Consider the following 21,266-nt stretch of genomic DNA (forward strand, 5'->3'; position numbering starts at 1 on the left):
TGGGGCTGACATATCGCCATTAGCGTTCCCAGAACGGGATATCGAGGGAGCTAACGGTGACGGACACGACGCGCACCCCGACCGAGCCGGACGCCGCGCTGCTGCGCGCGGGACGGTTCTTCCGGCGCGGGACGGCGGCGCCCGACCTGCACAGTGTGCAGATCAAGGGCGGCCGGGACGGTGACGTCTTCTATCGGGACCGCTGGAGTCACGACAAGGTCGTGAACTCCACCCACGGCGTGAACTGCACCGGCTCGTGCCGGTGGAAGGTGTATGTCAAGGACGGCATCATCACCTGGGAGACCCAGCAGACGGACTATCCGAGCGTGGGTCCCGACCGGCCCGAGTACGAGCCACGCGGCTGCCCACGCGGCGCCGCGTTCTCCTGGTACACGTACTCGCCGACCCGTGTGCGCTACCCGTACATCCGGGGCGTGCTCGTGGAGATGTACCGGGAGGCGAAGGCGCGGCTTCACGATCCGGTGCTGGCGTGGGCCGACATTCAGGCCGACCCGGAGCGGCGCCGCAGGTACCAGCAGGCCCGCGGCAAGGGCGGTCTGATCCGGGCCACCTGGGACGAGGCCGTGGAGATCATCGCGGCGGCGCACGTGCACACCATCAAGACGTACGGGCCCGACCGGATCGCCGGCTTCTCCCCCATTCCCGCGATGTCGATGGTGTCGCACGCGGCAGGGGCCAGGTTCCACTCGCTGATCGGCGCCCCGATGCTGTCGTTCTACGACTGGTACGCGGACCTGCCAGTGGCCTCTCCGCAGGTGTTCGGCGACCAGACGGACGTCCCGGAGTCGGGTGACTGGTGGGACGCCGCGTATCTGATGATGTGGGGCTCCAATGTGCCGGTGACCCGCACTCCCGACGCGCACTGGATGGCCGAGGCCCGGTACCGGGGCCAGAAGGTCGTGGTCGTCGCGCCCGACTACGCGGACAATGCGAAGTTCGCCGACGAGTGGCTGCACCCGCACCCGGGGACCGACGGCGCGCTCGCGCTCGCCATGGGGCATGTGGTCCTCAAGGAGTTCTTCGTCGACCGGCAGACGCCGTTCTTCACGGACTACGTGAAGAAGTTCACCGACCTGCCGTTCCTGGTGACGCTGGAGGAGCGGGACGGCGGGTACGTGCCGTCGAAGTTCCTGCGCGCCACCGACCTCGGCCAGGGCGGCGAGGGCGCCGAGTGGAAGACGGCCGTGCTCGACGAGGCGACGGGTCAGCCGGTCGTCCCGAACGGTTCGCTCGGCTTTCGCTGGACCGAGTCGGGCAAGGGCAAGTGGAACCTCGAACTGGGCAATATCCAGCCGAAGTTGAGCCTGCACGGTTCGGATGTGGCGAGCGGCGTGGAGGTGCTGCTCCCCCGCTTCGACACCGACGGCGGCACGCACGGGCAGGGCCGCGGCGAGGTCGTGCGGCGCGGGGTGCCGGCGACGCGGCTCGGCGGGCAGGAAGGGCCGCTGGTCACCACCGTGTTCGACCTGCTGCTCGCGCAGTACGGCGTCGGGCGCGAGGGCCTTCCGGGCCAGTGGCCCACCTCGTACGACGACACTCAGACGCCCGGCACCCCGGCCTGGCAGGAGATCCACACCTCCGTACCGGCCGCCAAGTGCGTAAAGATTGCACGGGAGTTCGCGCAGACCGCCGAGAAGTCGCGCGGGCGCTGCATGATCCTCATGGGCGCGGGCACGAACCACTGGTTCCACTCCGAGACCACCTACCGGGGCTTTCTGTCGCTGCTGCAACTCACGGGCTGCCAGGGCAGGAACGGTGGCGGGTGGGCGCACTACGTGGGCCAGGAGAAGTGCCGTCCGGTCACCGGCTGGGCGTCGCTGGCCTCCGCCAACGACTGGTCGCGGCCGCCGCGGCAGATGATCGGTACTGGGTTCTTCTTCCTCAACACCGACCAGTGGCGCTACGACCGGTTCAGCGCGGATGTGCTCGCGTCGCCGCTCGGGAAGGGCGCCTTCGAGGGCATGACGGGCGCCGACGCACTGGCCCTGTCGGCGCGTTCGGGCTGGATGCCGTCGTATCCGACGTTCGACCGCAGTTCGCTCGCGCTCGGTGAGCAGTCCGTGGAGGACACGGTCTCCGAACTCAAGGCGGGTTCGCTGAAGTTCGCGTGCGAGGACCCGGACGCGCCGGAGAACTGGCCGCGCGTGATGACGCTGTGGCGGGCGAACCTGCTGGGCTCGTCCGCGAAGGGCGCCGAGTACTTCACCAAGCACCTGCTGGGCACGCACTCCTCACTGCGGGCCGAGGAGGCCTCCCCCGAGGAGCGCCCCACGACGGTGACCTGGCACGACGAGGCCCCCGAGGGCAAGATCGACCTGCTCACCTCGCTCGACTTCCGGCAGACCTCCTCGACACTGCTCTCGGACGTGGTGCTGCCCGCCGCGACCTGGTACGAGAAGCACGACATCGCCTCGACGGACATGCACCCCTACGTGCACTCGTTCACGCCCGCCGTGGACCCGCCGTGGCAGGCGCGCAGCGACTTCGACACGTTCAAGTCGCTCGCCCACAAGCTCAGCGAACTGTCCGCCCGACACCTGGGCGTACGCAAGGACTTGGTCGCGACACCGCTTCAGCACGACACGCCGGGGGAGATCGCGCAGCCCGGCGGCGTCGTACTGGACTGGCGCAAGGGCGAGTGCGAGCCGGTGCCCGGCAGGACGCTGCCGAACCTCACCGTGGTCGAGCGCGACTACACGGCGATCGGCGCCAAGTTCACCGCGCTCGGCCCGCTCGTCGAGCAACTCGGCCTGCCCGCGAAGGGCATCGTGCTCAAGCCCGACCAGGAGGTCACGGAGCTGCGCGCGAGCAACGGCACGGTACGCGGTGGCCCCGCCGACGGCCGCCCCGCCCTCGACACGGCGGTCAAGGCGGCGAACACCATTCTCGCGCTGTCCGGCACCACCAACGGCCGCCTCGCCACGCAGGGCTTCCACACCCTTGAGGCCCGTACGGGCCAGGAGATGGCGCACCTGTCCGCCGAGCACGAGGGCAAGCGCGTCACGTACGCGGACACGCAGGCCGCGCCCGTCCCGGTGATCACCTCGCCGGAGTGGTCGGGCAGCGAGTCCGGCGGGCGCCGCTACACGGCGTTCACGCTCAACACCGAACACCTCAAGCCATGGCACACCTTGACGGGACGTCAGCACTTCTTCATCGACCACGACTGGATGCACGAGCTGGGTGAGGCGATGCCGATCTACCGGCCGCCGCTCGACATGAACCGGCTGTTCGGCGAGCCACGGCTCGGACCGGACGGCGAGAAGGAGGTGACGGTCCGTTACCTCACTCCGCACAACAAGTGGTCCATCCACTCCGAGTACCAGGACAACCTGTTCATGCTGGCGCTGTCCCGCGGCGGCCAGTCCATCTGGATGGCCCCGCAGGACGCCGAGTCGATCGGCGTCAAGGACAACGACTGGATCGAGGCCGTGAACCGCAACGGCGTCGTCGTCGCCCGCGCGATCGTCTCGCACCGGATGCCGGCGGGCACGGTCTACATGCACCACGCGCAGGAGCGGACCGTGAACGTGCCCAAGGCGGAGACGACCGGCAAGCGCGGCGGCATCCACAACTCGCTCACCCGGCTGATCCTCAAGCCGTCCCATCTCATCGGCGGCTACGCGCAGTTGAGCTGGGCGTTCAACTACCTCGGCCCGACGGGCAACCAGCGTGACGAGGTCACGGTCATCCGCCGCCGCTCCCAGGAGGTCCAGTACTGATGCGCATCATGGCTCAGGTCGCGATGGTCATGAACCTCGACAAGTGCATCGGCTGCCACACCTGCTCGGTCACCTGCAAGCAGGCGTGGACCAACCGCAACGGCATGGAGTACGTCTGGTTCAACAACGTCGAGACCCGCCCCGGTCAGGGCTACCCGCGCCGCTACGAGGACCAGGAGAAGTGGCGCGGCGGCTGGGAGCTGAACAAGAAGGGCGCGCTCAGGCTCAAGGCCGGCGGCCGGTTCAAGAAGCTCGCCGGGATCTTCTCCAACCCCAAGCTCCCGGAGATCAAGGACTACTACGAGCCCTGGACGTACGACTACAAGAACCTCACCGACGCCCCGCTCGGCGACGACTACCCCGTCGCCGAGCCCCGCTCCCTCATCAGCGGCAAGCCGATGAAGATCGAATGGTCCTCCAACTGGGACGACAACCTGGGCGGCGCGACCGAGCACGGCGATCTCGACCCGATGGTGGAGAAGACCCGCGAACAGGCCGCGGAGAAGGTCAAGTTCCAGTTCGAGCAGACCTTCATGTTCTATCTGCCGCGGATCTGCGAGCACTGCCTCAACCCGTCGTGCGTCTCGTCCTGCCCCTCCGGCGCGATGTACAAGCGGGTGGAGGACGGCATCGTCCTCGTCGACCAGGACTCGTGCCGCGGCTGGCGGATGTGTGTCACCGGCTGCCCGTACAAGAAGGTGTACTTCAACCACCGGACCGGCAAGGCCGAGAAGTGCACGCTCTGCTATCCGCGCCTCGAGGTGGGCCTGCCGACGGTCTGCTCCGAGACCTGCGTGGGCCGGCTCCGCTACCTCGGTGTGATCCTCTACGACGCCGACAAGGTGACGGAGGCCGCCTCATCGCCCAACGAACACGACCTGTACGAAGAGCAGTTGGGCATCTTCCTCGACCCCGAGGACCCGGCCGTGCAGCGGGCCGCCGAGGAGGCGGGCATCCCGTACGACTGGATGGAGGCCGCGCGGCGCTCGCCCGTGCACGCGCTCATCAGCAAGTACAAGGTGGCGCTGCCGCTGCACCCGGAGTACCGGACGATGCCGATGGTCTGGTACATCCCGCCGCTCTCCCCCGTCGTCGACGCGCTCACCGAGACCGGGCACGACGGCGAGGACCACGCGAACCTGTTCGGCGCGATCGACACACTCCGCATCCCGCTCGAATACCTGGCGGAGATCTTCACGGCGGGCGACACCAAGCCGGTGCGTGCCTCGCTGGAGAAGCTGGCCGCGATGCGCTCGCACATGCGGGCCATCAACCTCGGTGACCTGCCGGACAGTTCGATCGCCGACTCCGTCGGCATGTCGCCGGTGGAGATCGAGGAGATGTACCGGCTGCTCGCCATCGCCAAGTACGAGGACCGGTACGTGATCCCGACGGCCGCGGTCGGTGACGCGGAGCGCCTCGAGGAGTCGGCGCTGCCGTCGGACACCTGCTCGCTCGACCACGAGGGCGGGCCCGGCATGGGCGGCGAGGGCCCCTTCGGCGGCGACTCCGGGACGACCGTCGCCGACGGCCGCAAGCTGCTGCCCGTCGTCTCCGTCGAGAACTTCCAGCTCAGCAAGGAACGGCAGACCGCCGACAGTACGGACAGCACCCACAGTCCAGACAGCATCGCCAAGGAGGAGACACCATGACCGACCGCACCTCCCTGCTCCTTCAGGCGTCCGCGCTCTGCCTCACGTACCCGGACGAGGAGTTCTACCAGCGGCTGCCGCTGATCCGTGCGGCGGCCCCGCCGCTCGCCCCCTTCGTCGAGCACGCCGAGGCCACGCCGATGCAGGACCTGGCCGCCCACTACGTCCAGGTCTTCGACTTCAAGAACCGGCACAGCCTGTACCTGACGTGGTGGCGCGACGGTGACACCCGGCGGCGCGGCATGTCCCTGGTGCGGATGAAGGAGGTCTACCGGGAGCACGGCATGGAGTTCACCGGCGAGGAACTCCCGGACTTCCTGCCCGCCGTCCTCGAATTCTCCGCGCAGGAGGGCACGTTCCTGCTGGAGGAGAACCGTGCGGGCCTCGAACTGCTGCGGTTCGCCCTCACCGACCACGGCACCCCGTACGCCACTGTCCTCAACGCGGTGTGCGCCGCCCTGCCCGGGGCCTCCCCCAAGGACCGGGCCGAGGCACAGGCCCTGGCACGGTCGGGGCCGCCCCAAGAGGACGTCGGACTCGAACCCTTCGCCCGCCTTCCCCTCCTCGAGACGGAGCACGCCCGGTGAATACGGCGATCTGGGGCGGCCTGCCCTACGTAGCGTTCGTCCTGCTGATCGCGGGAACGATCTGGCGCTACCGCTACGACAAGTTCGGCTGGACGACGCGCTCGTCGCAGGTCTACGAGTCGAAGCTGCTCAACATCGCGTCACCGATGTTCCACTACGGCATCCTCTTCGTGCTGGTGGGACATCTCGTCGGCCTGTTCATCCCGGAGTCGTGGACGGAGAAGGTCGGCGTCAGCGAGCACACCTACCACATGTTCTCGCTGATCGGCGGCACGTTCGCGGGTGTGCTCGCGCTGGCCGGCATCGCGATGCTGGTCTACCGGCGACGCACCAGGGCCCCGGTCCTTCGCGCCACGACGCGCAACGACAAGGTGATGTACGTGTTCCTGCTCGGGGCGCTCGTCCTCGGCATGGTCGCCAAGCTCACGCATTCCAGCGGCACCGGCTACGACTACCGGCAGACCATCGGCCCGTGGTCGCGCAGCCTGTTCACGCTGAGCCCGGACGTGGCGCTGATGGACGGAGTGCCCGTTCTCTATCAGATTCACGCAGTAGTGGGCATGCTACTGATCGCACTGGTACCGTTCACCCGGCTCGTGCATATGTTCAGCGCGCCGGTGCAGTACCTGTTCCGCCCGTACGTCGTTTACCGCAGCCGCGACCCGCGGCGCCTCGGCGCACGACCGGAGCGTCGGGGGTGGGAGCGCACCGGCTCCTAGGCCCTGGGGAGACGTACAAAGGTGAGTGAACGTCGGCCCGCGCCCACCGTGGGTCAGGTCGTCCTCGGTCGTCGGCTGCGTGACCTGCGCGAGGCCCGCGGGCTCAAGCGCGAGGAGGCGGCCCGGCCGCTGCGCGTGGCGAGCGCGACGATCCGCAGGATGGAGACCGCCGAGGTCGCGCTCAAGATCCCCTACGTGCAGATGCTGTTGGAGCTGTACGAGGTGCCGGAGCGCGAGATCGAGGCCTTCGTGGCGCTCGCCGAGGACGCGAACCTGCCGGGCTGGTGGCAGCGGTTCCACGACGTGCTCCCCGACTGGTTCAGCCTGTACGTCAGCCTGGAGGGCGCGGCCTCGATGATCCGCGCCTACGAACCGCACTTCGTGCCCGGCCTGTTGCAGACCGAGGCGTACGCGCGGGCCGTCTTCCACGCCGGCACGGTGGGCCGCTCCCGGCCCGAGGAGGTCGACCGGCACATCGACCTGCGCATGGCCCGCCAGTCGCTGCTCGACCGGGAGGACTCGCCGCACCTGTGGGTCGTCATGGACGAGACGGTGCTGCGGCGCCCGCCCGGCGGCCCCGATGTGCTGCGCGGCCAGCTCGACCGGCTCATCGAGGTGTCCGAACGTCCCCATGTGACGCTCCAGATCGCCGAGTTCGCGTCGGGGCCGCACCCCGGCACGTTCGGCCCGTTCACCCTGTTCCGGTTTCCGGTCAGGGAGCTGCCGGACATGGTCTACAGCGAGTACGTGACCGGGGCCCTGTACCTGGACGCGCGGGACGAGGTCGGCATGCACCTGGAGGTGCTCGACCACCTGGTGGCCCAGGCGGCCGGGGCGGCGCGGACGCTGGAGATCCTGAACGAGGCGCGGGACGCGCTGGGTTGAGCGGTCAGGTCTTGTTGTCGTCGTCCACGATCTCGGCGTCGACCACGTCGTCCCCCGGGGGCGCGTCCTGGCCCTGCGTCGGCGGCGCGTCCTCCTGGGACGACGCGGCCGCCTGATACATCGCCTGACCCATCCGCTGGCTCACCTCGGCGAGTTTGCGAGCCCCCTCGCGCAACTCCTGCGTGGTCGGCTCCTTGGACTCCAGTACGGTCTTCAACTCCCGTACAGAGTCCTCCACTTCGGTCCGCGTCTGGACGGGGACCCGCTCCTCGTTGTCCCGGACGAAGCGCTCCGTCTGGTACACGAGCTGCTCCGCCTCGTTGCGGACCTCGGCCGCCTCACGGCGCGTGCGGTCCTCCTCGGCGTGCGCCTCGGCCTCCCGCATCATCCGGTCGATCTCGTCCTTCGGCAGCGCCGAGCCACCGGTCACCGTCATCTTCTGCTCGCGCCCCGTGGCGAGGTCCTTGGCACCTACGTGCATGATCCCGTTGGCGTCGATGTCGAAGGTGACCTCGATCTGCGGCACACCGCGCGGCGCGGGCGGCAGACCGGTGAGGTCGAAGACACCCAGCTTCTTGTTGTACGCGGCGATGTCCCGCTCGCCCTGGAAGACCTGGATGCCGACGGAGGGCTGGTTGTCGGCGGCGGTCGTGAAGCTCTCCGAACGGCGGGTGGGAATGGTGGTGTTGCGCTCGATCAGCTTCGTCATAACCCCGCCCTTGGTCTCGATGCCGAGGGAGAGCGGGGTGACGTCGAGCAGCAGTACGTCCTTCACGTCGCCGCGGATCACACCGGCCTGGTACGTGGCGCCGACGGCGACGACCTCGTCCGGGTTGACACCCTTGTGCGGGTCCTTCCCTGTGAGTTCCTTGACGAGTTCGGTGACGGCGGGCATGCGCGTGGACCCGCCGACCAGGATCACGTGGTCGATGTCCTTCAGCTCGACGCCCGCGTCCTTGACGGCCTGATGGAAGGGCTTCTTGCAGCGGTCGAGCAAGTCCCCGGTGAGTTCCTGGAGTTGAGCGCGCGTCAGCTTCTCGTCGAGGTGCAGAGGGCCCGCGGCAGAGGCCGTGATGTAGGGCAGGTTGATGTTCGTCTCGCTGGACGAGGACAGCTCGATCTTGGCCTTCTCGGCGCCCTCGCGCAACCGCTGCACGGCCATCTTGTCGCCGGCGAGGTCGATGCCGTGGGCGTTCTTGAACTGCCGCGCGAGATGGTCGACGATCCGCTGATCCCAGTCGTCGCCGCCGAGTTGGGTGTCACCATTGGTGGCCTTGACCTCGATGACACCCTCGCCCATCTCCAGGAGCGAGACATCGAAGGTGCCGCCGCCCAGGTCGAAGACGAGGACCGTCTGCTCGTCGCCCTTGTCGAGTCCGTACGCGAGCGCGGCGGCGGTCGGCTCGTTGACGATGCGCAGCACCTTCAGGCCCGCGATCTCGCCGGCCTCCTTCGTGGCCTGGCGCTGCGCGTCGTCGAAGTACGCGGGCACGGTGACGACGGCCTCGGCGACGTCCTCGCCGAGGTACGACTCGGCGTCGCGCTTGAGTTTCTGCAGGACGCGGGCGGCGAGCTCCTGGGCGCTGTAGCGGTGACCGTCGATGTCACCGGTGTCGGGAAAGCGCCAACTCCCCTCCCCCATATGCCGTTTGACGGAGCGCGCGGTGCGCTCGACGTTCGTCACGGCCTGCCGCTTGGCGACCTCGCCGACGAGCACCTCGGCGCTCGACGACCTGGCGAAGGCGACGATCGAGGGCGTGGTGCGCGCGCCCTCCGCGTTGGCGATGACGGTGGGTTCACCGCCCTCGAGCACGGCCACCACCGAGTTCGTCGTACCGAGATCGATACCTACCGCACGCCCCATGACGCGTCCCCATTTCCGCATTCTCCGCGAAGGCCCGCTCACGTCCGGATCCAGCACAGGGCGTGAGCGGGCCTACGTCAAGAGCGCGGTGGACGCTCAGCCGTCGAGCTTGGCGGCGAGGGTGATCGTCGTGCCGGTGAGGGCCTGGCTCACGGGGCAGTTCTTCTTGGCGTCCTCCGCGGCCGCCTGGAAGCCCTGCTCGTCGAGGCCGGGGACGGTGCCCTCGACGGTGAGGTGGATGCCGGTGATGCCCTCGCCCGGCTGGAACGTGACGTCCGCGGAGGTGACCAGCTTGGTGGGCGGGGTGCCGGCGCCGGACAGGCCGTTGGAGAGTGCCATGGAGAAGCACGAGGAGTGCGCGGCGGCGATCAGCTCTTCCGGGCTGGTCTTGCCGTTCGCCTCCTCGGCGCGGGACGGCCAGGAGACCGGCTGCTGACCGATGCCGGACGAGTCGAAGGTGACGGTGCCGGTGCCCTCGAAGAGGGTGCCTTCCCACACGGTGTGGGCGGAGCGGGTCGTTGCCACGGGGGGTCCTTTCCCGGGTTGGTGGTGTACGTGTGCCGTTCCATCCGATCACATCCGGGGTGGCGGGGTCTTGTTTGCGGGAGCCGTGCTCGCGGTTGCGGGGCTCTGCCCCGGACCCCGCTGCTCAATCGCCGCAGGGGCTGGAAAGATCGCCTCAATCGCCGGCGGGGCTTGATAGATCAAGCCCCGCCGACGATCGTTCCAGTCTCGCCGACGCTTGAGTCGGTCTTTTCGGCCCCTGCGGCGATTGGGAAGGTCCTTCCAGCCCCGCTGGCACTTGAGGCGGTCCTTCCCAGCCTCGCCGGCGCTTGAGGCGGTCCTTCCCAGCCTCGCCGGCGCTTGAGGCGGCCCTTCCAGCCCCGCCGGCGATTGAGGCGATCTTTACAGCCCCGCCGGCGCTTGAGGGGATCTTTCCAGCCCCGCCGGCGATTGAGGCGCGGGGTCCGGGGCGGAGCCCCGTGGCGTGACGCCGGGTGGGCTCTCCGGATGTGTGGCTGGAAAGGGTGCTGGGCAAAGGGGCCTGGTGGTGACATTTTGGGCCTCCCGGCCAGGGGGGCTCAGGGGGCTTCGCAGGGGGTCAGACCATGCGCATGATCTACGCGGACCAGGGTCCGTCACCACTGGAGACCGGGAAACCTGGCGCGACCGACCGGGACTCGACGTTCGGCTGGTGGGGCGCGTTCAGCATCCAGAAGTTCGTCAACCAGAACCCGCTCTCCCACACGCACGAGGACGCGACCGGCTGGCTCGCGTACCTCCAGCAGTTCTACGACCGCAACTTCTGGTTCGCCGACAGCGGCGTCCAGGTGTGGGCGTACGAAGAGACGTACGACAACTGGCAGGACCGGTACGGCGTGGACGCCGTCGTCGCCGTGTACCACTCGGGGCACGGCGGCATGGACGGCAACGGCGTGTTCTTCGCGCCGCTCGGCGCCCAGTGGGACAACCGCTCGGACGCGATCTCCAACCGGATGGCGTTCGGCAACGAGAAGGCCAACTACGTGTTCTGGTCGACGTGCAACTCGCTGCGCGTCCTCGACGGGCACTCCCCCGTCCGCACCTGGGCCGGGCCCAACGTCGGCTCCCGGATGATCTTCGGGTTCGAGACGACCAGCATCGACAGCGGCGACTACGGCAAGAAGTTCTGGGAGAAGTGGCGGGCCGGCCAGACGTTCTGCGACGCATGGCTGAACGCAAGCTGGGACATCTACCACGGTCAGGCGCCCTCGGTGTGCGCCACGGGTTCGACCCAGGCGGAGGCGCAGAACCGGCTGAACTCCGAGCGCAACTTCTACCGGGACCACGTCCCCGACAACTGGTATGCGTGGCGCTGGTACTACGCTCGCCAGGGCCTGCGCGACCCGTTGACGCAGGCGCCGCAGAGTCCGCAGATCGTGCAGCTGGCGCCCCGCGACCCGAGCGAGGAGCTCACCGCGGCCGGCCGCCTCGCGCACTTCCCGGCGGCGGCGCTGCAAGAGGTGCAGGTCGAGCGGCAGGGCGTGCTCAGCGCGAGTTCGGGCGACCGGTTCGTCTCGACGGCGCCGCAGGCGGTGCGCTGGGTGAAGCTCGCCGACGCCAACCACCGCAACACGCGGCAGCTGCCGACCGAGCGCGCCGTCGAACTCGCGCAGCGGTTCGTGCAGGAGCATGCGGAGGGCGTCGAGCTGGTCGTGGACGGTGTGCACGACCTGATGCAGAACAGCGGCAAGAAGGACGGCTCGCAGATCGGTGAGCCGGTGTCGCTGCAGACCCACGTCACGTTCCGGCAGGCCTTCGACGGCGTACCGGTGATCACGCCGGGCCGCGGCGAGTTCCGCGTCGCGCTCGACAACGACGGCACGGTCGTCCAGGCGACCCTGTCCACGCGTACGCCCACCGGCGAGACCCGCACGCCCGCCTCCGCGGTCGCGCCGCCATCCGGGAAGGGTCAGCAGGCGCTGGCCTCGCCCGGTTCGCGGGACCCGCGGCAGGCGCTCGACGAGGCGCAGCAGCGGCGTATCTCCCATCTGGCGGCGATGGCCGCGGACGGCTCGCGCTCCGCGGTCGACATCGAGGCGCAGCTGGAGGTCAGGGACGTGCCCGGGTCCCTCGAGGTCGGGTACGAGATCGAGGGGAACGAGGCGTATCCCGCGGCGCGGAAGTTGGTGGAGATCGGGGGGCGGGACGAGATGTTCCGGAAGCTGAGGTGGGTGGTGGCGCCCATCGCGAGGTAGCTCACGCCACACAAACCCCTCCGGCGATTGAAAGATGCGCCTCAATCGCCGGAGGGGCTTGAAAGACCTGCTCAATCGCCGCAGGGGCTTGAACTGCGCTTCTTTCGCGCCGACATCCACGCGTAGACGAGGACGCCCACGAACAGGAAGATGACACCCTGGTAGACGGCCGCGTAGCCCGCGCCGCCCACCAGCCACATCGAGAAGCCGAACGCCACGAGCGCGAGCGTCATGTCGCGCGCGAGGCGGCTCTTGCTCACCCGGTGGCCCTGGCCCGACAGCAGGAAGTAGATCTGCGCGGCCGTGGCGAGGAGGTACGGGACCGTCGCCGTGAACGTCGTGATGAGCACGAGGCTCTCGAAGACGCCCTCGGATCCCGCCGTGTAGTTGTAGATGGTCAGGACCGAGGCGAGGGCGACGCCGACGAGGACGCCGAACGTCGGGACGCCGCGCTTCTTGCGGGCGAACGCCGCCGGGAACAGGCCGTCCTTCGCGGGGGCGTACGGCGCCTGCGCGGAGAGCAGCGTCCAGCCGTTGAGCGCGCCGAGGATCGAGACGACCGCGGCGATGGCGACCGCGGTGCCGCCCCAGGTGCCGCCGAACATGACGTTGACGGAGTCGGTCATCGGCGCGGTGGAGTCCACCAGCTTGTCGTGGGCGACGGTGCCGAAGACGGAGACCGTGCACAGCAGGTACACGAGGGCGGCGAGCCCGGTGCCGAGGACCGTGGCCCGGCCGACGTTGCGCTCCGGGTCGCGGACCTCGCCCGCGCTCATGGAGGCGGACTCTACGCCCAGGTAGCTGAAGAGCAGGATCGCGGCGGACGCCGAGACCGCGCCGACCGGGGAGTCCCCGCCGCCGGCCTGGAACGGGCCGAGGTTGTCGGCGTCGAAGAAGAAGAGGCCGCCGACCGCGACGAGCACCAGCGGCGCGAACTTCAGGACGGTGGAGACCAGTTGGACGGCGCCGACGTAGCGGGTGCCGGCGAGGTTGGCGAGCGCGGGCAGCCACTGGCAGGCGAGTGCGGCGACGATCGTCCAGAACGTCGAACCGTGGATCGGCAGGAGTACGTCGAGGTACCCGACGGCGGCGACGGCGAGCGCCGCGTTCGACACCCACGAGGTGATCCAGTAGCTCCACGCGGCGAGGAACCCGGCGAAGTCGCCGAAGGCCTCACGGGCGTAGACGTAGGGGCCGCCGGTCTGCGGGTGCCGCTTCGCGAGCCGTCCGAAGACGAGCGCGAGGGCGATGGCGCCGACCGTCAGGACACCGAAGGCGACCAGCGAGATCGTGCCGTACGGGGCCACGGAGGCGGGCAGCAGGAAGATGCCGCCGCCGATGATGTTGCCCATGACCAGGGCCGTCGCGATGGGGAGACCGAACCTGCGGGCGTGCTTGCTGCCGCTCTGGTTCTGGTCCTCGTCCGCTGCCGGGGCCGTATCGGGAGCGGGGGCGGTCCCGGTGTCGAGCATGGGGGGAAGTGCCTCTCGATCGTGCTGAGCCACCTCGGGATCGCCGGGTGACGGGGCCCATGGTCCGGTGGGCTCCCGCCGCGCTCCAAATCAGGCGGAATTGTCCTGCGGCTCGGGGGGCGTGGCCGCAAAAGATCCACCGCCGGGATCTCGCCGGAGGGAATTCTCCACAGGGTTCTCCACGGGCCGCTCAAGCGGCTTCTTCGCAGGTGGGTCCAGGGACAGCGGTGTGACCCGCATCGGGATCTGCGGTCCGCTTCCCTCGGTCAGCCAGCGGCGCAGCACCCGGTGCACCTGCTCGGCGCCGACCAGTTCCTCGTCCTTCGGCACCGGTTCGGACAGCTCCGCGGGCGAGAGCAGGAACGGCCGGCTCTGGGCGCCGCCGAGCCCGCCGTGCGAGCCGATCTGCTCCTCGAAGGCGAGGACCTCGCCGTCCATCGGTTCGTACATGGAGTTGACCATGATGTCGGCGGTGTGCGGGAAGGAGTCGGTGCGGCGCACGGCGTCGGCGGCGCCCGGACCGAAGTCGGCGAGCGGCCCCTCGCCATCGGCGAGCTCGGCCAGCGGCACGTCGGCGCCCCGGGCCCCGAGCACGACCGCGCCGTGCTCCTCGCTGCGTACGAGCAGGAAGCCGATGCCGGGATGGTTGGCGAGGGTCGGCAGCAGGGCCGGGTTGCGGGCGTCGATCTCCTCGCGGGTCATGCGGTGCGGGACGTCGGGGAACGAGACGAGGCCGAGGTTGCCGGAGGCCAGCACGATCGGTTCGCTGCGGCGGCCCTTGCCCGCGCCCTCCTCGACGGGCCGGCGCAGCGCTGCCCGCACGGCGGCGCGGGCCTCGGCGCCGCTGCGGGTGCGCCTCGCGCGGCGGGGTACGGGCAGTCCGCAGCCCGCGCGGACCAGGTCCTGGAGGGTGAGCCCGTAGCGGCCCCTGAAGGTTTCGCCGGGGCTCTGCCCGTGGTCGGAGAGGACGACGATGCGGTACGGGCGCGGCGCGTGGTCCGCGACCTTGACCAGCAGCGCGAGCGAGCGGTCGAGGCGTTCGAGCACCTTCCGGGCGTCGCGGCCGAACGGTCCCGAGTGGTGCGCCACCTCGTCGTAGGCCACGAGGTCGGCGTAGACGGCGCTGCGGCCCGCGAGCATGTCGCCGATGACGGCCGTGACGACGACGTCCCGTTCGACGACGGTCGCGAAGGCGCGGATGAACGGGTACAGGCCGCCGCGCCCCATCCGGGGCCGCTCCTTGCGCAGGCGGGACCGCGTGGACTGGCCGATCTCGCGGCCGACCTCGGCGAAGAAGGACAGCGCCGTGCGGACGGCGTTCGCCGGGTCGGAGAAGTAGGCGAAGTAACCGGCCCGCGAGCGGTTCTCCTTGCCGCGCCGGGCGGCCACGGACAGTACGAGCGCGACCTCTTCCGCGCCGCCGCTGAACAGGTTGCCGCGGCTGGCGCCGTCGACGGTGAGCAGGCCGCCGTCGCCGGTGTGCGCGACGGCGCGGCGCTGGAGTTCGGCGGCGCTGGTGGGCCGGTTGGACACCTGCGTCTCGCCGGTGTCCTTCTCGTACCAGCGGAAGGCCGGGACGTCGTAATTGGAACCGTGCAGGATGCCGAGCTGGCTGGCGCCGGTCTGGCTCGACCAGTCGGTGCGCCACGGGGTGAGGCGGTGGCTGCCGTCGTGCAGCCAGGAGTTGACCGTCGGCATGACGTCGTCGCGCGCGGCGCGGCGCAGCACTTCGTGTCCTACACCGTCGAGCTGGATGAAGACGGTGCCGGGGGTGGGCGGGCAGGTGGTGTCGGCGTCGGAGCCCCTGCGGCGCCTGCGGTCAGCGAGCCGGTACAGGCGTCTGCGGTACGCGTCGTCGTCCCGGACGGCGAGCGCACCGCCGGTCGCGGACGCCACGGCCGACATGACCGCGGCCACGACGACCGCGGTCTCCGGGCCGGCCTCTCCCCTGCCGTCCGGGATGAGGTGCAGCGCGATGAGCAGCACGGCGCCGTTGAGGAAGAACACGCCGAGGCCGAGGACGAGCGCGGGGACGAGCAGCAGGGCGCGGACGAGGAGCGGCCAGACCAGGGCCGAGAGGAGGGCGAAGGCGGCGGCGGCGAGGGCGGCGGTGATGGCGACGCGGGTCATGCTGTCGCCGTCGGCGGAGGTCAGTTTGAAGTCGGGTAGCAGCCCGGCGAGGATCATCATGGTGAGGGTGCAGGCGGCCCAGACCGTGGCCGATCGCCAGGTTGTGCTTGCCGCGCGCGTCCACCAACGGCCTCCGGCCACGTCTCCGGCTCCCCTCATTGGTCAGGTGTGATCAGGTGTGGTCAGGGTTTCATACCTTTTGGGGCCACCCGTGGTCACGGCCACGGGGCTCCGCCCCGGACCCCGCGCCTCAAACGCCGGCGGGGCTGGAAAGATCAAGCCCCGCCGGGGATTGGATCGTCTGAGCTCGGCGGGGACTGGATCATCCGAGCCCGACGGGGGTCGGTTGTTCAAGCCCCTGCGGCGATTGAGCAGCGGGGTCCGGGGCGGAGCCCCGGGGCCGGGGGGCGGGTGGGTGCTCCCGGGGACGGGGTCAGCAGCCGTCGTAGCCTGCCGTGGGCATGGAGAGGCGGCGGTGGACGCGGGCCTTCATGTCCGCGTCGTACGCGGGTTCCGCGAGGCCCGCCGTCTCCAGACGGACACCGCGCCGCGCACACTCCCGCGCAAACGCGTCGACAGACCCCAGCGCCGCCCGCAACACCCTCTCGCACGGGGCGACGAACACGTCGACGAGGCCCGCGTCGACATCCGCCCACAGCACCTCGTGGTCGGGCCGGACCGCGTGGACCAGTAGCTCACGGGTGACCACGTAGCCGCGCTCGGCGGCCCAGCGCGCGCACATGGCGTGCTGGCTGCGCGAGTCCACCAGGAAGGGGTCGGCGTCCAACTCCTCCAGCGGGATCAGGCTGGCGATCGCCGCGACCCGCACCGCTCGGTCGCCCCCGTCGGATGCCCCCATGCGTCCCCCCTCACCACAGCTTTCGGCGTTGACCCTACTCCTGCACGTAGGCTCGGGGGAGTCGCCAAAGGAGCACAAGGAGGAGCGCGTGCCGGTGGAGATCACCTGGTGGGGTCATGCCACCTGCACCATCGAGGACGCGGGCACGCGCGTGCTCACGGACCCGCTCTTCGCCCGGCGCCTCGCACATCTGCGCCGCCGGGGCGGCGCGGCCCCGCCGCCGCGCGCCGCGGAGGCGGATGTCGTCCTCGTCTCCCACCTGCACGCCGACCACCTGCACGTGCCCTCGCTCGCCCGACTCGCGCCCGGTACGCGGGTGCTCGTGCCGAAGGGCGCCCCGCGCGCCGTGCCCGCGCTGCGCAAGCTCGGCGCGCTGAAGATCATCGAGGTGGAGGCGGGCGAGCGCGTCGAGGTCGGACACGTGGCGGTAGAGGTGGTGCGGGCCGAGCACGACGGGCGGCGGCTGCCCGTCGGTCCGCACATCGCCCCCGCGCTCGGTTACGTGGTGAACGGTGAGGCCCGTACGTACTTCGCCGGTGACACCGGGTTGTTCGACGGGATGGAGGACGCCGTCGGCAAGGTCGATGTGGCGCTGCTGCCGGTGGGCGGCTGGGGCCCCTACCTCGGGTCCGGGCATCTCGACGCGGGCCGGGCCGCCGAGGCGCTCGCCCGGATCGCGCCGCGCAGTGCGGTGCCCGTGCACTACGGGACGTACTGGCCGATCGGCATGGACGCGGTGCGGCCGCACGAATTCCACGCGCCGGGCGACGAGTTCGTCCGGCAGGCGGCGCTGCGTGCGCCCGGCGTGGCGGTGCACCGGCTCGACCAGGGCGAGAGCGTATGTCCCGAGGTGGCCGGATGAGACGGCTGCGCAGGCTGTCGGGGGCGCGCCGGTGATCCTCTCCGCCGCGACCCAGGTGCCGCCCGAGTCGACCCAACAGGCCGTCGGCTACCCCTCGTTGTTCCTGCTCATCTTCCTCGGGGCGCTCGTCCCGGTCATTCCGACCGGTGCGCTCGTGAGTTCCGCGGCGGTCGTCGCGTTCCACCACGGCAGCCCGCTCTCGCTGCTGTTCGTCTTCGCGGTGTCCGCGCTCGCCGCGTTCCTCGGCGATGTCGTCCTGTACTGGCTGGGGCGGCGCGGCATGCGCTCCAAGAACGGGTCGAAGTGGCTGGAGGCGATCCGTTCGCGGGCCCCCGAGGAGCGGCTCGCGCAGGCGCAGGCCAAGCTCTCCGACCATGGGGTGATGGTGCTTGTCCTGTCGCGGCTCGTGCCCGCGGGGCGGATTCCCGTGATGCTGGCGTGCTTGCTGGCGAAGATGCCGCTGCGGCAGTTCGCCCGCGGTGACGTTCCCGCGTGTCTCGCGTGGGCGGCGACGTACCAGGTCATCGGGATCCTCGGTGGTTCGCTCTTTCCGGAGCCGTGGCAGGGGGTTGTCGCGGCGATTGGCCTCACGGTGCTGATCAGTGCGGGGCCGGGGGTGTGGCGTCGGCTGCGGGGGCGTGAGTCGGGCAGCCAACACGCGTAGCCCTCCGGGGGTTCGGCCCGTCCGTCGTTACGGCCTCGGGGCTCCGCCCCGGACCCCGCGCCTCAAACGCCGGCGGGGCTGGAAAGATCGCCTCAATCGCCGGCGGGGCTTGATGGATCCACCCCCGTCGGCGATCGACAGATCAAGTCCCGCGGTGCTCGGCATTCCAAGACCCGCGGGAGTCGCCATTTCAAGAGTCGCGGAAGTTCCCATTTCAAGCCCTTGCGGCGATTGAGCAGCAGCGGGGTGTGGGGCGGAGCCCCAAATCCAGCCCCTCCGGCGATTGAGGAGCGGGGGCCGGGGCGGAGCCCCGGGGTCGGGGCGACGGGTGGGCCTCAGGTTGGCAGGGTGCGGGAGGCGCCCACCGGGATGTCCCAGAGGGAGGCGCGGGGCAGGCCCGTTTTTTCCCACGCGGCGCGTAGTCGGTGGAGGGGTTCGAGGACCGGTTCCGCCGACAGCAGGAACGTGGCCCAGTGCATCGGCGCCATCCGCCGCGCCCCCACGTCCTGCGCGGCCCGCACCGCATCCTCCGGGTCGCAGTGCACGTCCTTCAGCCACCACCGCGGGTCGTACGCCCCGATCGGGAGCAACGCCAGGTCGATACCCGGGTAACGGCGGCCGATCTGCGAGAACCAGCGGCCGTAGCCCGTGTCGCCCGCGAAGTAGATCCGCTGCCCCGCGGCGTCGGTGAGCACCCAGCCGCCCCACAGCGTGCGGCAGGTGTCGACGAGGCTGCGCTTGGACCAGTGGTGGGCCGGCACGAAGTCGAAGCGGACCCCGTTCAGTTCCGCCGCCTCCCACCAGTCCAACTCCGTGACCCGCGTGAAGCCGCGCCGCGTGAACCAGCGGGCGAGACCCGCGGGAACGAGGACCGGGGTGTCGCGCGGGAGTCTTCTGACGGTCGGCCAGTCCAGGTGGTCGTAGTGGTTGTGGCTGATGACGACCGCGTCGACAGGCGGCAGCGCGGTCCAGGCGACGCCGGGCGGGGTGACCCTGGCCGGGGTGCCGAGGATCTTGCGGGACCAGACGGGGTCGGTGAGGACCGTGAGGCCGCCGATGCGGATGATCCAGCTGGCGTGCCCGACCCAGGTGACGGCCGCCGTACAGGCGTCTACCTGCGGCAGCGGGCCCGGCTCGAAGGGCAGGTGCGGGATGTCGGCCAGGCTCTCGGCGGGCGGCCGGAGCGCGCCCTCGCGGGCGAACCTGGCGAAGGACCGCAGGCCCGGCAGCGGTGCGGTCAGCCGCTGGGCGAAGGATTTGGGCCAGCGGCGCGGTACGTCCGGCACTCCGGTGTCCGACCCGCCGAGCGGCCGCGGCTCGACGAGGGGCCGCGCGGGTGCGGTCGCATCGCCCCGCGGTACGGCCGACGGTGCTTCGGACGCCTGCGTCATCGCTCGGTCTCCCATCCTTCGCGTGCCGGTTCCCCGCCGATGGCGCGGAGCGTCGACTCCACCATGGTCAACAGCCGTGCGATGTGCGGCAATTCCAAGGGCTCCGGTGAGGTGAGGGACGCGCGGCGTTCCTCTGGGGTTGACCCGAGCAGCGGTCCCGTCGACAGGCGCACCCGCAGCGCGCCCTGCTCGTCGCCGAAGCGGTGGCCGCCGGGGACCGGCATGCCGAGCCGGTCGCCGAGGAGGTCCTCCAGGTCCTGGGAGTCGCGGACGTCGAGGTCGGCGAGCCGGGGCCGCAGCTCCTCCAGGTCCATGTAGAGGTGCCGGCCGACCCGCGGCGGCCTGGCGAGGCCGCCCGCACGGAGCACGGCGCGGTGCGCGGCCCCGGCGACCCGCGCGTGCAGGGCGGCGCCGGCCCGGCGGCGTTCGGTGATCTCCTCGGTCTCGTTCAGGACGTACGTGGCCGCCGCCGCGACCGGGGCCGCGAGCAGCGCACCGGTGGCGGTGAGGAAGTCGAGGACGCGGGCGTGCAGCGCGGCGCCCAGGTCAGTGGCGGGGAACCGGGCGCAGGCCGCGGGCAGCGAGGGCGGCAGGTACGCGCCGGTGAGGTCGCTGAGGACGGTGACGTCGCGCGGGTACATCTCGGCGGGGCTGAACAGGACGGAGTCCGCGCCCGGGTGCATGGTGTCCCGCCACGTCTCGTCGCTGACCACGTGCAGCCCCTCGGCGGCGGCCGCCTCCACGGCCTCGTGCAGCACCTCTGGCGGCGGCACAGTCGCCGTCGGGTCGTCGGCCACGGACAGCACGAGGAGGCGGGGGTCGCCACCCTCGGCCCTGACCCGGCGGACGGTCTCCAGGAAGGCCGTCGAGTCGGGGACGCCGCCGCACTCGGCGGGCGTCGGCACGTGGTACACGGCGCGGCCCAGGAACCGGGCCTGCGGCACCCACCAGGCCGAACAGGGGCGGGGTACGAGGACGTCGCCGCCGAGGGCGGCGGTGAGGGCGAGCAGCAGCGGGGCCGCGCCGGGCGCCGCGCCGACCTGCTCGCGTTCGGTGCCGAGGCCGCGGCGCTCCCAGTAGCCGCAAGCCGCTTCGAGCAGGGCGGGCGGCCCGCCGGGCGGCACCGGGTCCGGGCGCCCCGCGGCGCTCGCGGCGACGGCGGCGAGTTCCGGCAGTACCGGGAGGCCGGGCTCGGGCAGCGGTGGTCCGTATCGCACCGGCCCACGGCCCTCAGGGGCCCTGGCCCGCGCGGCGCCGGCTCCTGAAGTCCTGGCCGTGGGTTCCGAGTGCCGCATGCTGCCTCCGTGCCGTCCGCTCGCTGTACGGGTGGTGGTCACTGCCTCCAGCGTCACACCTCCCCGGGCATCCGCGCGCGCCACGCCACGCTTACGCCGGGGCGGGGGCCGTCCATAGGGCGCGCCGCACCGGGCTGCCGCCACCCCGTCGGGCCGGCGCCCCCGGAGGGGGCGGGTGACGGGAGACGACCGGTCACACGCCCACGGGGCTCCGCCCCGGACCCCGCGCCTCAAACGCCGGCGGGGCTGGAAGGGCTCAAGCGTGGGCGGGGCGGGAATGGCTCAAACGTCGGCCGGGCCGGAAGGCCGGGGCTCTGCCCCGGACCCCGCTGCTCAATCGCCGCAGGGGCTTGAAATGCCCCTCCGCCGCTGGGGCGTGATCTATCAAGCCCCGCCGGCGATTGA

15 protein-coding genes are annotated in these 21,266 nt (G+C 70.8%); 8 read left to right on the top strand and 7 right to left on the bottom strand.

The window, feature by feature from the left end; translation table 11 throughout:
• Positions 1 to 56: 56 nt before the first annotated feature.
• Genes ACWD2L_RS33195 through ACWD2L_RS33215 form a run of 5 tightly spaced genes read left to right on the top strand, consistent with a single transcriptional unit; the run spans position 57 to position 7,586 of the window.
• Entirely contained in the window at positions 57 to 3,743 is a 3,687-nt protein-coding gene (locus tag ACWD2L_RS33195) for a nitrate reductase subunit alpha (RefSeq protein ID WP_351342768.1), read from the top strand.
• A complete protein-coding gene (gene narH / locus ACWD2L_RS33200) occupies positions 3,743 to 5,395 on the top strand; it encodes a nitrate reductase subunit beta (protein ID WP_351342770.1) in 1,653 nt (550 codons plus the stop codon). Before ACWD2L_RS33195 ends, narH begins: the two co-directional genes overlap by 1 nt.
• Positions 5,392 to 5,982 carry a nitrate reductase molybdenum cofactor assembly chaperone gene (gene narJ, locus ACWD2L_RS33205; RefSeq protein WP_351342772.1) on the top strand — a complete coding sequence of 197 codons (591 nt, stop codon included), beginning with the start codon at positions 5,392 to 5,394 and terminating at the stop codon, positions 5,980 to 5,982. Before narH ends, narJ begins: the two co-directional genes overlap by 4 nt.
• Complete coding sequence (gene narI, locus ACWD2L_RS33210) at positions 5,979 to 6,701, top strand: respiratory nitrate reductase subunit gamma (RefSeq protein ID WP_351342774.1); 723 nt, start codon at positions 5,979 to 5,981, stop codon at positions 6,699 to 6,701. Before narJ ends, narI begins: the two co-directional genes overlap by 4 nt.
• Before the next feature lie 21 nt (positions 6,702 to 6,722).
• Positions 6,723 to 7,586 (top strand): helix-turn-helix domain-containing protein, encoded by an 864-nt coding sequence (locus ACWD2L_RS33215; protein WP_351342776.1) that lies wholly within the window; start codon positions 6,723 to 6,725, stop codon positions 7,584 to 7,586.
• 4 nt (positions 7,587 to 7,590) lie between these two features.
• Here ACWD2L_RS33215 and dnaK read toward each other — a convergent pair whose 3' ends face one another.
• Positions 7,591 to 9,450 (bottom strand): molecular chaperone DnaK, encoded by a 1,860-nt coding sequence (gene dnaK / locus ACWD2L_RS33220; RefSeq protein WP_351342778.1) that lies wholly within the window; start codon positions 9,448 to 9,450, stop codon positions 7,591 to 7,593.
• Positions 9,451 to 9,546: 96 nt separating this feature from the next.
• Positions 9,547 to 9,975 carry an OsmC family protein gene (locus ACWD2L_RS33225; protein ID WP_351342780.1) on the bottom strand — a complete coding sequence of 143 codons (429 nt, stop codon included), beginning with the start codon at positions 9,973 to 9,975 and terminating at the stop codon, positions 9,547 to 9,549.
• A 584-nt stretch (positions 9,976 to 10,559) separates the two neighbouring features.
• On the opposite strand from ACWD2L_RS33225, the gene ACWD2L_RS33230 reads away from it, so the two are divergent.
• Complete coding sequence (locus ACWD2L_RS33230; protein ID WP_351345543.1) at positions 10,560 to 12,188, top strand: DUF6345 domain-containing protein; 1,629 nt, start codon at positions 10,560 to 10,562, stop codon at positions 12,186 to 12,188.
• A 71-nt stretch (positions 12,189 to 12,259) separates the two neighbouring features.
• Here the strand turns inward: ACWD2L_RS33230 and ACWD2L_RS33235 are convergent, their stop codons facing one another.
• The 3 genes from ACWD2L_RS33235 to ACWD2L_RS33245 all read right to left on the bottom strand — a co-directional run bounded on the left by ACWD2L_RS33235 (position 12,260) and on the right by ACWD2L_RS33245 (position 16,649).
• Entirely contained in the window at positions 12,260 to 13,660 is a 1,401-nt protein-coding gene (locus tag ACWD2L_RS33235; protein ID WP_351345540.1) for an amino acid permease, read from the bottom strand.
• 90 nt (positions 13,661 to 13,750) lie between these two features.
• Complete coding sequence (locus tag ACWD2L_RS33240) at positions 13,751 to 15,949, bottom strand: alkaline phosphatase family protein (RefSeq protein ID WP_351345537.1); 2,199 nt, start codon at positions 15,947 to 15,949, stop codon at positions 13,751 to 13,753.
• A 274-nt stretch (positions 15,950 to 16,223) separates the two neighbouring features.
• A complete protein-coding gene (locus tag ACWD2L_RS33245; RefSeq protein ID WP_351345534.1) occupies positions 16,224 to 16,649 on the bottom strand; it encodes a hypothetical protein in 426 nt (141 codons plus the stop codon).
• Between the two features lie 88 nt (positions 16,650 to 16,737).
• Between ACWD2L_RS33245 and ACWD2L_RS33250 the strand changes: the two genes are divergently transcribed.
• Together ACWD2L_RS33250 and ACWD2L_RS33255 are read left to right on the top strand one after the other, a co-directional pair.
• Complete coding sequence (locus ACWD2L_RS33250) at positions 16,738 to 17,511, top strand: MBL fold metallo-hydrolase (RefSeq protein ID WP_351345531.1); 774 nt, start codon at positions 16,738 to 16,740, stop codon at positions 17,509 to 17,511.
• Positions 17,512 to 17,545: 34 nt separating this feature from the next.
• Positions 17,546 to 18,175, top strand: a complete 630-nt coding sequence (locus tag ACWD2L_RS33255) for a DedA family protein (RefSeq protein ID WP_351345546.1) — start codon at positions 17,546 to 17,548, stop codon at positions 18,173 to 18,175.
• Positions 18,176 to 18,510: 335 nt separating this feature from the next.
• On the opposite strand, the gene ACWD2L_RS33260 is transcribed toward ACWD2L_RS33255, so the two are convergent.
• Both ACWD2L_RS33260 and ACWD2L_RS33265 read right to left on the bottom strand, forming a co-directional pair.
• Positions 18,511 to 19,566, bottom strand: a complete 1,056-nt coding sequence (locus ACWD2L_RS33260; RefSeq protein ID WP_351346083.1) for an MBL fold metallo-hydrolase — start codon at positions 19,564 to 19,566, stop codon at positions 18,511 to 18,513.
• The gene (locus ACWD2L_RS33265) at positions 19,563 to 20,861 is read right to left on the bottom strand and encodes an aminotransferase class I/II-fold pyridoxal phosphate-dependent enzyme (RefSeq protein ID WP_351346080.1); all 1,299 of its coding nucleotides are present in this window, start codon (positions 20,859 to 20,861) and stop codon (positions 19,563 to 19,565) included. Before ACWD2L_RS33265 ends, ACWD2L_RS33260 begins: the two co-directional genes overlap by 4 nt.
• Positions 20,862 to 21,266: the final 405 nt, after the last annotated feature.

This window comes from Streptomyces sp. NPDC002754, assembly GCF_053592315.1.

Bases quoted from the DNA above. Each gene is read 5' to 3' on its own strand.
- narH (WP_351342770.1), top strand. From the start codon at position 3,743: ATGCGCATCATGGCTCAGGTCGCGATGGTCATGAACCTCGACAAGTGC.
- narJ (WP_351342772.1), top strand. From the start codon at position 5,392: ATGACCGACCGCACCTCCCTGCTCCTTCAGGCGTCCGCGCTCTGCCTC.
- dnaK (WP_351342778.1), bottom strand. From the start codon at position 9,450: ATGGGGCGTGCGGTAGGTATCGATCTCGGTACGACGAACTCGGTGGTG.
- ACWD2L_RS33230 (WP_351345543.1), top strand. From the start codon at position 10,560: ATGCGCATGATCTACGCGGACCAGGGTCCGTCACCACTGGAGACCGGG.
- ACWD2L_RS33235 (WP_351345540.1), bottom strand. From the start codon at position 13,660: ATGCTCGACACCGGGACCGCCCCCGCTCCCGATACGGCCCCGGCAGCG.
- ACWD2L_RS33240 (WP_351345537.1), bottom strand. From the start codon at position 15,949: ATGAGGGGAGCCGGAGACGTGGCCGGAGGCCGTTGGTGGACGCGCGCG.
- ACWD2L_RS33245 (WP_351345534.1), bottom strand. From the start codon at position 16,649: ATGGGGGCATCCGACGGGGGCGACCGAGCGGTGCGGGTCGCGGCGATC.
- ACWD2L_RS33260 (WP_351346083.1), bottom strand. From the start codon at position 19,566: ATGACGCAGGCGTCCGAAGCACCGTCGGCCGTACCGCGGGGCGATGCG.
- ACWD2L_RS33265 (WP_351346080.1), bottom strand. From the start codon at position 20,861: ATGCGGCACTCGGAACCCACGGCCAGGACTTCAGGAGCCGGCGCCGCG.